General features: G+C 69.7%; 9 protein-coding genes. 4 read left to right on the forward strand and 5 right to left on the reverse strand.

Annotation, left to right across the window (positions count from 1 at the left end; translation table 11 throughout):
• Positions 1 to 205: 205 nt before the first annotated feature.
• Together CCZ36_RS28460 and CCZ36_RS28465 are read left to right on the forward strand one after the other, a co-directional pair.
• Positions 206 to 1,123, forward strand: a complete 918-nt coding sequence (locus tag CCZ36_RS28460; protein WP_069741559.1) for a universal stress protein — start codon at positions 206 to 208, stop codon at positions 1,121 to 1,123.
• A 187-nt stretch (positions 1,124 to 1,310) separates the two neighbouring features.
• Entirely contained in the window at positions 1,311 to 2,192 is an 882-nt protein-coding gene (locus CCZ36_RS28465; protein ID WP_176734528.1) for a universal stress protein, read from the forward strand.
• A 487-nt stretch (positions 2,193 to 2,679) separates the two neighbouring features.
• On the opposite strand, the gene CCZ36_RS28470 is transcribed toward CCZ36_RS28465, so the two are convergent.
• From CCZ36_RS28470 to CCZ36_RS28480, 3 genes are all read right to left on the reverse strand, one after another.
• Positions 2,680 to 3,552 (reverse strand): carbohydrate ABC transporter permease, encoded by an 873-nt coding sequence (locus tag CCZ36_RS28470; protein ID WP_069741391.1) that lies wholly within the window; start codon positions 3,550 to 3,552, stop codon positions 2,680 to 2,682.
• The gene (locus CCZ36_RS28475) at positions 3,549 to 4,517 is read right to left on the reverse strand and encodes a carbohydrate ABC transporter permease (RefSeq protein WP_128818851.1); all 969 of its coding nucleotides are present in this window, start codon (positions 4,515 to 4,517) and stop codon (positions 3,549 to 3,551) included. The genes CCZ36_RS28470 and CCZ36_RS28475 overlap by 4 nt, the downstream gene beginning before the upstream one ends.
• 86 nt (positions 4,518 to 4,603) lie before the next feature.
• Positions 4,604 to 5,923 (reverse strand): ABC transporter substrate-binding protein, encoded by a 1,320-nt coding sequence (locus CCZ36_RS28480; protein ID WP_128818852.1) that lies wholly within the window; start codon positions 5,921 to 5,923, stop codon positions 4,604 to 4,606.
• 266 nt (positions 5,924 to 6,189) lie between these two features.
• Here CCZ36_RS28480 and CCZ36_RS28485 point away from each other — a divergent pair, with 266 nt between their 5' ends.
• Both CCZ36_RS28485 and CCZ36_RS28490 read left to right on the forward strand, forming a co-directional pair.
• Complete coding sequence (locus CCZ36_RS28485) at positions 6,190 to 8,589, forward strand: glycoside hydrolase family 2 protein (protein WP_128818853.1); 2,400 nt, start codon at positions 6,190 to 6,192, stop codon at positions 8,587 to 8,589.
• Positions 8,586 to 9,614, forward strand: coding sequence for a LacI family DNA-binding transcriptional regulator (locus CCZ36_RS28490; RefSeq protein WP_069741395.1), 1,029 nt, complete (start codon positions 8,586 to 8,588; stop codon positions 9,612 to 9,614). The genes CCZ36_RS28485 and CCZ36_RS28490 overlap by 4 nt, the downstream gene beginning before the upstream one ends.
• Positions 9,615 to 10,365: 751 nt before the next feature.
• On the opposite strand, the gene manA is transcribed toward CCZ36_RS28490, so the two are convergent.
• Both manA and CCZ36_RS28500 read right to left on the reverse strand, forming a co-directional pair.
• On the reverse strand, positions 10,366 to 11,589 hold the full coding sequence (gene manA / locus CCZ36_RS28495) for a mannose-6-phosphate isomerase, class I (protein WP_128818854.1): 1,224 nt from the start codon (positions 11,587 to 11,589) through the stop codon (positions 10,366 to 10,368).
• A 46-nt stretch (positions 11,590 to 11,635) separates the two neighbouring features.
• Positions 11,636 to 12,595, reverse strand: a complete 960-nt coding sequence (locus CCZ36_RS28500; RefSeq protein ID WP_128818855.1) for an ROK family protein — start codon at positions 12,593 to 12,595, stop codon at positions 11,636 to 11,638.
• Positions 12,596 to 12,617 lie beyond the last annotated feature (22 nt).

Here is a 12,617-nt window from a genome sequence, read left to right on the forward strand (position 1 = left end):
GGCAGGGCCCGAAGGGCCCTGTGCGCGGGGCCGGACGGGCCCCCTGCGGCCACTGGCTCCGGGGGAACGCAGGCAGCGGCCGTGCCGGACGAGCGTGCCGGGACGGTCGGGCCCGAAAGTGGCCCACACGTCCCATGGCCGCAGGAGCACGTGGGGAGTGGACTGGGACGTACCGAAGTCAGGCGGAAGGGACGTAGGAGGCATGGTGCGCGGTCTGGTGGTCGTGGGCGTGGACGGGTCGGAGTCGAGTTTCGCCGCGGTGGAGGCGGCGGCCCGGGAGGCGCGGGCGCGTGGGGCCGGGCTGCGGGTGGTGCACGCGCTGGTCTGGCCGGTGACGTACACGCTTCCGCGCCCTTTCCCCGGGGGCACTTCGCCGTTGGGGCCGCCGCCGATGGATCTGTCCGAGGACAGGCTCCGGGAGACCGCCGGGGGGCTGGTGGCCGAGGCGGCCGGGCGGGCGCGGGCGGTGGCTCCGGATGTCGAGGTCAGCCATGCCGTGGTGACCGGTGAACCGCTGACCGTCCTGGAGGCGGAGTCCCGCGCGGCCGATCTGGTCGTGGTGGGGGCCAGGGGGCTGGGCGGGTTCGTCGGGCTGTTGGCGGGGTCGACGGCGGTCCACCTGGTGGCACACGGGCGGTGTCCGGTGCTGGTGGTCCGCGAGCAGTCGGTCGCGGACGGCCCGGTCGTGCTGGGCGTCGACGGCTCGGCCGAGGGGGAATCGGCGGTGGAATTCGCCTTCGCCACGGCGGACCGGCGGAAGGCCCCCCTGGTGGCGGTGCACGCCTGGACGACCTGGAACGCGCCGCTGCCTGCCCCGCCGGACGCGTCGGCTCCGTACGCCAACCCGCCCGGCGCTCTCGCCGAGGAAGAGGAGACGCTGCTGGCCGAGGCGCTCGCGGGCTGCCGGGCGCGGTATCCGGACGTGGTGGTGGAGCGCCGGGTGGTGCACGGTCGAACGCGCGAGGCGCTGATCGACGCGAGCCGCTCCGCACAGCTGATGGTGGTCGGTGCGCGAGGACGCGGCGGGTTCGCCGGACTGCTGCTGGGCTCGGTCAGCCAGGCCGTGTTGCACCACGCCCACTGCCCGGTCGCGGTGGTGCGGGCGGCGGGCGCGCGGCACTGAGACGTCCCGGCGCGGGGCCGGCCGGCGCGTTCCGGGCACAGTGCTCGGCCGCGACGGCGGCAGGGGCCCCATCAGGACCGAATGGTCCTGAAGGCGGCCCATTGGTCCCTGGGCGCGACGAGTTGAGTGCGACAAGGATGAGGGTCGAGGAGCCGCGCATCGGCGGCGCTCAGGACGGGAGACTGCAATGACTGATCCGGTGATCGTCGGGGTGGATGGTTCCGCTTCCAGCCTTGAGGCGGTCGACGTAGCGGCTCGTGAGGCGCGCCTGCGGGGCGCCCCGCTGCGGATCGTGCACGCGTTCGGCCACGCGCCCGGGCATCGGCCGGCCGGCGGGCCGCCGTGGAGCCGGGCCGACCAGGGTCTGGAGCCGATGGCCCGGGGAGTGCTGGCCGACGCCGAGGGCCGGGCCCACGCGGCGGCACCGGGTGTCACCGTGACCCGGTCGGTGGTGGCGGGGGAGGCGTTGGAGGTCATGGAGATCGAATCGAGGTCGGCGTCCTTGGCCGTCGTCGGCAGCCGGGGGCTGAGTGGGTTCTCGGGGTTGTTGGTGGGCTCGACGGCGGTGCATCTGGCCGCCCACGGCCGTTGCCCGCTGATGGTGGTGCGAGGCCGCGGCGAGCCGTCCGGAGCGGTGCTGCTGGCCGTCGACGGCTCCGACGCGGGTGGCGCGGCGGTGGAGTTCGCGTTCGCCGAGGCCGCTCTGCGCGGGGCGCCGCTGGTGGCCCTTCACGTCTGGAACACCTGGAGCGAGCGCGCCTACGAAGGCCCCGGCGACCCTCTCAACGCCATGGTGGTGGATGTCGAACGACTCCGAGAGGCCGAGCAGCGCCTGTTGGACGAGACGCTTGCGCCCTGGCAGAAGGTCTTTCCCCAGGTCACGGTGGAGCGGCGGCTGGAGCGTGCCCGGATCCGCCCGGCCCTGATCGACGCCAGCCGCGACGCCCAGCTGGTCGTCGTCGGCGCCCGCGGGCACGGTGGTTTCACCGGTCTGCTGCTCGGCTCGGTCAGCCAGGCCCTGCTGCACCACGCCCACTGCCCCGTCACCGTGGTCCGCGGTCAGGAATGACCGTGCCTCAGCAGACCACGACCGAGAGCAGCGCTCCGTCCAAATCGGGGCCCGCAGCCGGACGCCCACCGACGCGACGCTGCCGGCGTGGCCGGCTCGCGCGCAGGGGTTCCGGCACCTGCCCTGACCCCGGAGGCCGACGGCGAGGCTGAAGTCCCGGCGCGTCCTCCGCCAGTCTCGATGCAGCCCCACCCGCTCGACGTCAACCGCCCAGGCGAATCTCACGCTGGAGCGGCGACGCGGAAGAAGCTCACCTCTCCCGACCTGCCCGGATGGGGCACAGGCCCTGGACGCGGTGGTCCCGAGGCCTTCGCCCGTCCCCCGCGAGTGCGAACCGGAGCGGTGGAACCCGGCGCCACCCCGAGACGACACCCTGTCCTCGGCGCGCCCACACCTGGTTCACGGCATGCATGCGGGCCACCGCCCTCGTAGGGCTCCCGGCTCCGCCGCGGGGAGGATGCCGGCGAGAACGCCGGCCGGTCCCCTGCTATTTGGTCGCGCCCTGGGCGAAGCCGTTGTAGATGTAGCGCTGGAGGAAGAGGAACGCGATCAGGGTCGGAACGATGACCAGGACGGCTCCCGCCGAGATGTTCTCCCAGTGGGCCCCGAAGGGGCCCTTGAAGCGGAACAGGGCGGTGGAGATCGTGCCGAGCTCCTGGGAGGGCATGTAGAGGAAGGGGATGTAGAAGTCGTTGTAGACGGTGATCCCCTTGATGATCACGACGGTGGCGATCGCCGGCTTGAGCAGCGGCAGGATGATCTTGCGGTAGACGGTGAACGCGTTGGCTCCGTCCAGCCGCGCGGCTTCGTCGAGGGAGACCGGGATGCCGCGGATGAACTGCAGGAAGATGTAGATCGAGACGATGTCGGTGCCCATGTAGAGCAGGATCGGGGCCCACCGTGTGTCGAACAGCCCGAAGCCGTTGATGACCTGGAAGGTCGCGACCTGTGTGGTCACCCCGGGAACGAGGGTGGCTATGAGGAAGAGGCCCATGACGAGCTTCTTCGCCCGGAAGTGGAAGCGGTCGATGGCGTATGCCGTCATCGAACCGATGAGCACGGTGCCGGTGATCGAGAACAGCAGGATGAACGCCGTGTTCCCGAAGGCCGTGAGCATATGACCGTCGGAGAACGCGGTCGCGTAGTTGTCGAAGTTCAGCCAGTTGCTCGGGAGCGACAGCGCGTTGCTCTCGGCAGCCTCCTCGGATGTCTTCAGCGAGGTGAGGAGGACGACGGCGAGGGGGAGCAGCACCACCAGCGAGGCGATGACGAGCGAGAGGTAGACGAGCGTCTGCCCGAGTCGGCCGCGTAGCCGGACGGAACGACGCGAGGGGGAGGTGGTCAGCTGGGCCGTGGTCATACGAGGTCCACCTTGTCGTCGGGCACGAGCCGGCGCTGGACCCAGGTGATCAGCAGAATGATCAGCAGGAGCACGACGGCCGCCGCGGAGGCGAGCCCGGTCTTGTTGAACTGGAACGCGAGCTTCACCGTCTGGATGACGAACGTCGACGTCCCGGTCGCGCCGCCGGTCATGATGTACGGGATCTCGAAGACGGCGAGTGAGCCGGAGACCGCCAGGATGATGCTCAGGCTGAGGATGGGTTTGATGCTGGGGGCGATGATGTGGCGGAACTGCTGCCAACGGGTCGCGCCGTCCAGTTGCGCGGCTTCGTAGAGTTCGCCGGGGATCGACTGGATGGCGCCGAGGAACAGGACGAAGTTCAGACCGGTGAAGCGCCAGACGGATACGCCGGCGAGCGAGGTGTTGGCCGAGGTGGGGTCACCCAGCCACGCGTGGTCGGTCTCCGCTCCCATCCAGGACAGGACCGAGTCGAGCGTGCCCCCGTCCTGGAAGAAGTACAGGAAGACGAATCCGATCGCCACGCCGTTGATGAGGTAGGGGAAGAAGAGCAGGCCCTTGAACAGGTTGCGGAACCGCAGGTTGAAGCTGAGCACCGTGGCGAAGTACAGGGCGACGGCGATCTGTAGGCCGGATGCCGCCAGGTAGTAGAGGCTGACGAAGAAGACGCGGAACAGTTCGGGCCGGGTGAAGATCTGGACGTAGTTGTCCGACCCGGTGAAGTGGCGGTCGGGGCTGATGCCGTCCCAGTCGGTGAAGCTGTAATAGATCATGTTCGCCACGGGGACGTAGGTGAACGTGATCAGCAGGGCCAGCGGCGCCACCAGGAAGAGCCAGGGCGTCGCGCGGCGCAGCAGCTGTCCCGGCGACCGGTGTGACGGTCCGGTGCGGCTGGCGGCGGTCGTCGTGCGCCGTGCGGGTGCGGCGAGGTGCGTCTTCTCGCCCGCCTCGGTCGTTCTGGTCATATCGGGCCTTTCGTCATCCGCGTCTCGATTCCTTGTACGGGGGAGGGGGCCCGGCCTCTTTCCTGGGCCGGAACCCCCTCGCCGATTCAGGACCCGACGGACTTCGCTGCCTCGTCCCACCGCTTGTTCAGCTCGGTGAAGTAGTCGTCGAGGCTGCCCCTCTGCGCTCCGCGGGCGATGTCGATCAGCTTCTGGCGGTAGTCGGGCTTGTTGAGTCCGATCTCGGCGGCGTTGTCGATGTCGTTGACCTTGCCGGTGTCCGTCTCCGAGCGCTCCGTGAAGGTGACATCGTTGTCAACGAAATCCTTGAGAGTGGAGGGCATGGGGGCCGACTTGAGGGTGGGGACGGCCCCTTCCTCGGCGGAGTAACCCGACTTCTCGGTGAACCAGTCGATCCATGCGCGGGCCGCCTCCTTGTCCTCGGAGTGGACGTTGACGGCCTGTTGGTAGTCGGAGACGAGCGTGGCGCAGTGGCCGTCGCCCTTCAGGACCGGGAGGGGCATGTAGCCGATGTCGGCCGGATTCCTGCCCGCCTTCTCGGCGGCGTCCTGCATCTGGGTGATGGACCAGGAGCCCGCCATCATGGAGCCGATCTCGCCCTTGGCGAGCTTGGTTTTGGAAGCCTCCCAGTTGGTGGTGCTGGGGTCCTTCTCCGACAGCTTCCTCTTGACGATGTCGTGCAGCAGGGTGTCGATCACCTGGAGTTCGCTTCCCTGCTTCCACGGGGAAGAGGGGCCGGCGAGCTTGTTGGTCGCGTTCTCGTCGCAGGTGACCGAACCGATGTTGGTGGTCCACTGGACCAGCGGCCAGCCGTCCTTGAAGTTGGTGTAGTACGGGGTCGCGCCGGTCTTGGTCTTGATCGCCTCCAGTCCGGCGAGGAACTCGTCCGGCGTGGTGGGCCAGGCGGTGATGCCTGCCTTCTTCCACAGGGCTTTGTTGTAGACGAAGCCGTTGGCGGTGCCGAACTGGGCGATGCCGTAGACCTTGTTGTCCACGGCGGACTTGTCGCTGAAGCGGTACCTGTCCGCCATTTTGATGGACGTGCCGAGCGGGGCGAAGAACTTGGGATAGTCGTTCTTGGCGACGGAGGCCGGGATCATGAGAACGTCCCCGTAGTTCTCCGTGTTCATCCGGATCTTGACTTCGCCCTCGTAGTCGGTCAGCCCCTCGAACTTGACCTTGACCTTGGGGTAGACCTTGTTGAACTCCGAGGCGTAGGCGTCCATGGCCCCGCTCTGGACCAGGTCCGTGCGCTGGGTGAGGACCGTGATGGAGCCGGTCGCCTTGCCCGGATCGGCGGGCGCCGTGGCCGTTTCGGTCGACGGAGCGCCGCCGCCGCTGCAACCGGTCACGGCGAGCGCTGCGACGGCCAGCAGCGCACTCGTAAGCGACTTCGTGTTCCCCATGTGCCCAACTCCTTAGATGGCGGCTCGGGTCCGCGGTGGGATGTTGGCACTATGGCAGGGCGATGTGAACCGGTAAAGCTCTCATTTCCGTGACGATGTCCAATCGTTACCTTGTGTTGCGATTGCAGGGCGGATCCGGCTCCTGGGCTCGCCCCGTGTTACGCGTGCGTGACTAGACCGGTTTATGGACAGTGATCGAACTGCAGGTTAGGTTGTGTGCCGTCATCCATTTGAGAGCGCGCGAATTCGGGCGATTGGAGCCGCACATGAAGGACGTCACCCAGCTCACCGACGGCTGGAGCCTGCGCTACGACCACGATCTGCTGCCGGCCCGGGTCCCCGGCTGTGTCCACACCGATCTGCTGGCCGCAGGGATCATTCCGGACCCCTTCCTCGACCTCAATGAGATCGAGGTGGCCTGGGTGGGCCGGCGCGCGTGGTCCTACGTCGCCGACGTCGCGCACGACAGCGGGCACGAGCGAACCGACTTGGTCTTCGACGGCTTGGACACCGCCGCACGGATCACGTTCGACGGCCGCGAGATCGGCACCACCCGCAACATGCACCGCTCCTACAGGTTCGACGTCACCGGGGTGGCCGGCCGACTGGAGGTGCACTTCGCCTCCGCCTACGAGGAGGCGGAAGCGGTCCGGGCGGTGACGGGAGACCGGCCCAACGTCTATCCCGAACCGTTCCAGTACATCCGCAAAATGGCCTCCAGCTTCGGCTGGGACTGGGGACCGACGCTCGTCACCGCGGGCATCTGGCGCCCCGTGCGGCTGGAGCACTGGTCGACGGCGCGACTCGCCGCCGTACACCCGCTGGTCACCGTCGACGAAGGCACGGGGAGCGTGGAGATCCGGCTCCAGGTGGAGCGCACGGACCCCGGCGCGGGCAGGAGTCTGCTGGCGCGCGCCACGGTCGCCGGGGAGCACGCGGAGGTCCGCTTCGAGGGGGAGACGGCCGTACTGCGCCTGACGGTCGACGAGCCGCGGCTCTGGTGGCCACGCGGGTACGGGGGCCAGCCGCTGTACGACCTCGACGTCACCCTGTCCGACGAGGGCGGGCGACTGGACGCCTGGCACCGGCGCATCGGCTTCCGCACCATCGAACTGGACCGGGCGCCCGACGCGCGGGGCTCCGGCTTCACCCTCGTCGTGAACGGAGAGCGCGTTTTCGCCCGGGGCGTCAACTGGATCCCCGACGACGTGTTCCCCTCCCGGGTGTCCCCCGCGCGCTACCGCACCCGACTGAGCCAGGCGGTCGAAGCCAACGTCGACCTCGTGCGCATCTGGGGCGGCGGCATCTACGAGGACGACGCGTTCTACGACGTCTGCGACGAGCTCGGGCTGATGGTCTGGCAGGACTTCCTCTTCGCCTGCGCCGCCTACCCGGAGGAGCAACCGCTACGGGGAGAGGTCGAGGCCGAAGCCCGTGACAACGTTGTCCGACTCATGCCGCACCCCAGCCTGGTCCTCTGGAACGGGAACAACGAGAACCTCTGGGGCTTCCGCGACTGGGACTGGGAGCCCGGTCTCGCGGGGGACTCCTGGGGCGAGGGCTACTACCTGGGCCTGCTGCCCCGCCTGGTCGCCGAACTCGACCCCACCCGCCCCTACACCGCGGGCAGCCCGTGGTCCGGATCATGGGACCACCACCCCAACGACCCCGACCACGGTACGTACCACTCCTGGGAGGTCTGGAACCGCCAGGACTACGCCGAGTACCGTGCGAACGTCCCCCGGTTCGTCGCCGAGTTCGGCTGGCAGGCTCCGCCCGCCATGGCCACGCTCCGCCGTGCGCTCACCGACGGGGTACTGGCCCCCGACTCCGCCGGGATGCTGCATCATCAGAAGGCCGAGGAGGGCAACGACAAGCTCAACCGCGGTGTCGCGCGTCACTTCGCCCTCCCCGACGGCAACTTCGACCGCTGGCACTACCTGACGCAGGTCGTCCAGGCCCGAGCCGTCGCCGCGGGCATCGAGCACTGGCGCTCCCACTGGCCCACCTGCTCGGGCACCGTGGTCTGGCAGCTCAACGACTGCTGGCCGGTGAGCTCCTGGGCCGCGATCGACGGGGACGGCCGCCCCAAGCCGCTCCACCACGAGCTGCGCCGTGTCTACGCCGACCGGCTCCTGACCCTGCAACCCGCTGAGGAGGGGCTGGTCCTCGCCCTCGTCAACCAGTCCGCCGCCGAGTGGCGCACCGCGGTGGACCTGCGCCGCATGGAGGCGGACGGGACGCCTCTCGGCCGCAGCACGCAGGAGGTGGTGGTCGCCGCGCGTTCCGTCCTGCGCCTCTCGACCGCGGCCGGACTCGTGCCCGAGAAGCACTCCGCCAAGGAGTTCCTCGTGGCCGACGCGGACGGTCTGCGCGCCCTGTACTTTCCGGTCCCCGACAAGGAGTTCTCCTACGTACGGCCCGACTACGACGTCATCCTGGAACCGGTCGCCGGCGACGGCGGTAAGGTCGACGTCGTGGTGAACGCGCATACCCTTGTCAGAGATCTCCTCCTCCAGGCCGACAGGCTTGGCCCCGATGCCCGCGCCGACCGTGGCCTCACCACACTGCTGCCCGGCGAGCGGACCCGGATCCGCGTCGACGGCTGCGGCAGCGTGACGGTGGACGATGTACGGGCCGCCCTGTTCTGCGCGGATACGAAGTGAACAGCCCTGCCCGCATCACCATCAAGGACGTCGCGGCCCGCGCCGGAGTCTCCAAAGGTGCGGTTTCCCTCGCGTTCAACCGTAAACCGGGTGTCTCCGAAGCGACGCGCGAGCGCATCTTCGAAGCCGCCCGGGATCTCGGCTGGGCGCCGAACCAGACAGCTCGCAGCCTCTCCAGCCAGCGAGTCGACATCGTCGGTCTGGCCCTGTGCCGCCCCGCCCGGCTGCTGGGACTCGAACCGTTCTACATGGACTTCATCTCCGGAATCGAGAGCGTCCTGGCCGACCGGTCGTGCTCGCTGCTGCTGAGGCTGGTGCGCGACGTCGAAGAGGAGATCGAGCTGCACAAGACCTGGTGGCGCAGTCAGACGATCGCCGGAGCCATTCTGGTCGACTTCGAGGACGACGATCCACGGGTTCCGGCGCTCCAGGCCATCGGTCTGCCCGCGGTGGCCGTGGGGCACCCGTCGCTGACCGGTTCCTTTCCCGCGGTATGGACGGACGATGCCACGGCGACAGCCGAGGCCGTCCGCTACCTTGCCGCTCTGGGCCACCGGCGGCTGGCACGGGTGGGCGGTCCGGCCCGGTTCGGGCACAGCGCGATCAGGGCAGCGGCTTTCGCCTCGACCGTGCGCGAGTTGGGGCTGGAGGAGGGACGTCAGACGGCGACCGGCTTCGACGAGAGGGAGGGCGCACGCGCGACACGGTCCCTCCTCCTGGGGGCGAACCGCCCGACGGCCATCATCTACGACAACGACATCATGGCGGTCGCGGGCGCGGGCGTCGCGGCGGAGATGGGCTTCGTCGTCCCGGACGACGTCTCCCTGCTCGCCTGGGACGACTCCCAACTGTGCAGGATCACCCACCCCACGCTGTCGGCCATGAGCCACGACGTCCACCACTTCGGTGCGGAGGTGACCCGCACCCTCTTCTCCCTGATCGAGGGCACACACATCGAATCGCTCCAGGTCCCCACCCCCTCCCTCACGCCGAGAGGATCCACAGCACCGGCGCCCCAGCAGTGAGCCATCACCGGTATCCGAGCGACGGCTGTTCCGCCACCACCCAAGGGGCTTAGTGCCGGCCCGGGTTGGGGCGTGGTCGGCTCATGGTGCTCGCGATGCGTGACCGTTCGGCCGTGCGGGGCGGCCACCACGGAGCGGAGGTACTCCTCGGCGAGCGCGGCCGTCACGCGACGCCCGTTGGCCGGCGCCACGGCCGACGAGTCACGGGCGTGGATCGCCGACCGGGGTCAGGTCGTTCCGCTGTGGTGGAAGAGGGAAGTGCTGCCGCTACCGGCTCGCCTCGGCCGTGGAGGCACTGCACGAGAGGGGGAGGGTGCGCCCATGGGCGGACCCGAGCACTCGACGTCGCTTCCTCATCGGCCCGCCCGCCGCCGCGACGGCCGCTTTCGAGCCGGTACGGGGAAAGGCGACCCGGGCTTGAACCCGACAGCTCCGGCCGAAGGGAATGCTGGTGCCGGCGCAAGGAAGGGCCCTCCCCGGCGCTTTGGCGCGGATCACCGACGCTGATCGGACCGCGGCTGACCTGCCTCGCGGTCAACACCACCGACATACTGATCACGCCAACAGAAAAAGAACGTGGGAATTCCGAAATGCGCTTTCCGCGTTCCTCGAATCACTGGGTCCCAATTCACCGACGACCCGTGAGGAACGGACAGGAAAGGCCGATATCAGGGCACGGCTTCGAGGGCCCATGGACCGCCCGCCCGAGAGCGAGGTAGACCGGTTCAATGGAAGCGGCGGACATAGCGGATCATCCGTACTTTCTCCGCCTGTGCCTGTGCCCGTGCCCCGCGTCGACCGTCGCCCGGAAGACCTCACCCTCGCCTCGGACAGTCACCTGATCCCCGGCCGGCGCGTATGCGGACTCACCCGGCCTCAGGGTCAACGAGCCGCGTGAGCCGCTGCTCAGTCGGATGCTGCCGCTCGTGCAGACGAGGATCTGGGGTGCTGTCGCATCCAGAGCGGCGCAGGATCCGGCGGAGAGGCGGACGCGCGACAGCCGGAAGTCGTCGACCGGGGCCGCGTAGACCTCCTCGGCTCCGGCCCCCCGCGCGGCGGGCCGCAGGACTCGTACGGGCGAGGCGGTGGCCCTCACCACGCGCAGCAGCTCCTCCGTGTCCACGTGCTTGGAGGTGAGGCCGCATCTGAGGACGTTGTCCGACGAGGCCATGATCTCGACGCCGAGCCCTCTCAGGTAGGCATGGGGGACGCCGGCTCCCAGGAAGATCCCTTCGCCCGGGGCCAGCCGCACGTGCTGGAGCATCAAGGCGGCGAGCAGCCCGGGGTCGCCCGGACGGGCCCGGGCGACCCTGTCGTACGCCTGCCACGCGGGCCGGTCCTCCTCCGCGGTCTCCGCTTCGCGGGCCACCGAAGCGGCCACCGCGGCGACCAGCGTCGCGGGGGCGGTGAGGAAGGCGGAGAACACGGCCCGCAGGGCGGGCTCTTCGGGCTCCTCGCGCAGCGTTGTGACGTGCGGGGCCAGTTCGGGGAGCCGAAGGGCCGCGAGCAGGTCGGCGCAGTGCGTGGGTGGCTTGAAGCCACAGAGGCCCTCGAAGCCGCTGAGCGCCACGATCATTTCCGGTTTGTGGTTGTCGTCCCGGTAGTTGCGGTAGGGGGCGTCGAGGGGGACCCCCTGTGCGTTCTCGATCCTGTGTCCGACGGCGGCCTGGGCCAGATCCGGATGCACCTGGATGGAGAGCGGTGACTCGACGGCCAGCAGCTTGAGGAGGAAAGGCAGGCGTGGCCCGAACCGGCGGAGCGTCGCTTCTCCGAGCTCGGCGGCCGGCCGTGAGCGGATGAGGGCGTCGAGCGGCTCGGGGCCGTGGGCACGGAGCAGCCGCGAGGGGGCCGCCGGGTGGGCCCCCATCCACAGCTCAGCCTGTGGCGTGCCGTCGGGGACGGTGCCCATCAGCTCGGACAGCGCGGTGGTGGAGCCCCAGGAGTAGGGACGGATGGTGTTCAGGAGTCGATCCACGGGTGTTCCCTTCCGGGGCTGCCGCCGAGGGCGGCACGCGACGGTGTCAGCAGTGCGGTATCCCGGCGGGGGACACGGTTTCGGCGGAGGCCGTGGCAGCCGCTCCGATGAGACCGGCGTTCAGCGCGAGGCCGGCGGGGACGACGGAGAACCCACGGGTGAAGTCGAGTACGGCGTAGTCGTCCAGGTACTGCCGGAGCGGGGAGAACAGGACGTCGCCGGCCTGCGCCACGCCGCCGCCGATGACCACCCGATCGAGCTCCACCAGTGCTGCCGTCGCCGCGATCGCCGCGGCCAGTGCTCGCGCCGATCTCCGGAAGGCGGCAAGAGCCCGCTCGTCCCCTTCGCGGGCCGCCGCGGCGACCGCGGCGGCGTGCGAGGGCGAACCGGGCTCAGCCGTCCATCCGAGCGCGCGGGCGTGTGCGGCGATCGCCGTTCCGCTCGCCAGACTCTCCACGCATCCCGGGGCCCCGCACGCGCAGCGCGGGCCCTCGTGGTCGACGGTGATGTGGCCGATGTGCCCGGCATTGCCGGTGCGTCCGGCATGCACTCTCCCGCCGAGGACCAGTCCGCCCCCGACCCCGGTGGACACCACCATGCAGAGGGCGTTGTCGAACCCGCGCGCGGCGCCGAGCCAGTGCTCGGCCGCCGTCATGGCGACAGCGTCCCCCACGAGAACAGGGAGGACACTTAGCGGCAGCCGAGGGTGTGTGCGCACAAGATCGATGAGCGGAAAGCCGCGCCAGCCAGGAATGTTGACAGGACTGACCGTGCCCGCGTCGGTATCGACGGGCCCCGCGCTGGCAATGCCCATGCAGGACAGCTCGTCCCAGGCCGGGAACGCGGCCAGGTCGTCCAGCACCTTCATCACGGCCGCCGCCAGATCGGCGGCAGGCCGGTCGGCCGGAGTCGCGCGCTGCGCCCGTGCGAGGAGACGGCCCTTCCCGTCGAGGAGCGCCCCTGCGATCTTGGTACCGCCGATGTCGAGTGCTCCGTACACCGTCACGTTCTGCCCTTTCCTGGGGGTG

The sequence above is a fragment of the Streptomyces sp. S063 genome, assembly GCF_002832675.1.
Taxonomy (GTDB): Bacteria; Actinomycetota; Actinomycetes; order Streptomycetales; family Streptomycetaceae; genus Streptomyces; species Streptomyces sindenensis.

Bases quoted from the DNA above. Each gene is read 5' to 3' on its own strand.
- CCZ36_RS28465 (WP_176734528.1), top strand. From the start codon at position 1,311: ATGACTGATCCGGTGATCGTCGGGGTGGATGGTTCCGCTTCCAGCCTT.
- CCZ36_RS28470 (WP_069741391.1), bottom strand. From the start codon at position 3,552: ATGACCACGGCCCAGCTGACCACCTCCCCCTCGCGTCGTTCCGTCCGG.
- CCZ36_RS28475 (WP_128818851.1), bottom strand. From the start codon at position 4,517: ATGACCAGAACGACCGAGGCGGGCGAGAAGACGCACCTCGCCGCACCC.
- CCZ36_RS28480 (WP_128818852.1), bottom strand. From the start codon at position 5,923: ATGGGGAACACGAAGTCGCTTACGAGTGCGCTGCTGGCCGTCGCAGCG.
- CCZ36_RS28485 (WP_128818853.1), top strand. From the start codon at position 6,190: ATGAAGGACGTCACCCAGCTCACCGACGGCTGGAGCCTGCGCTACGAC.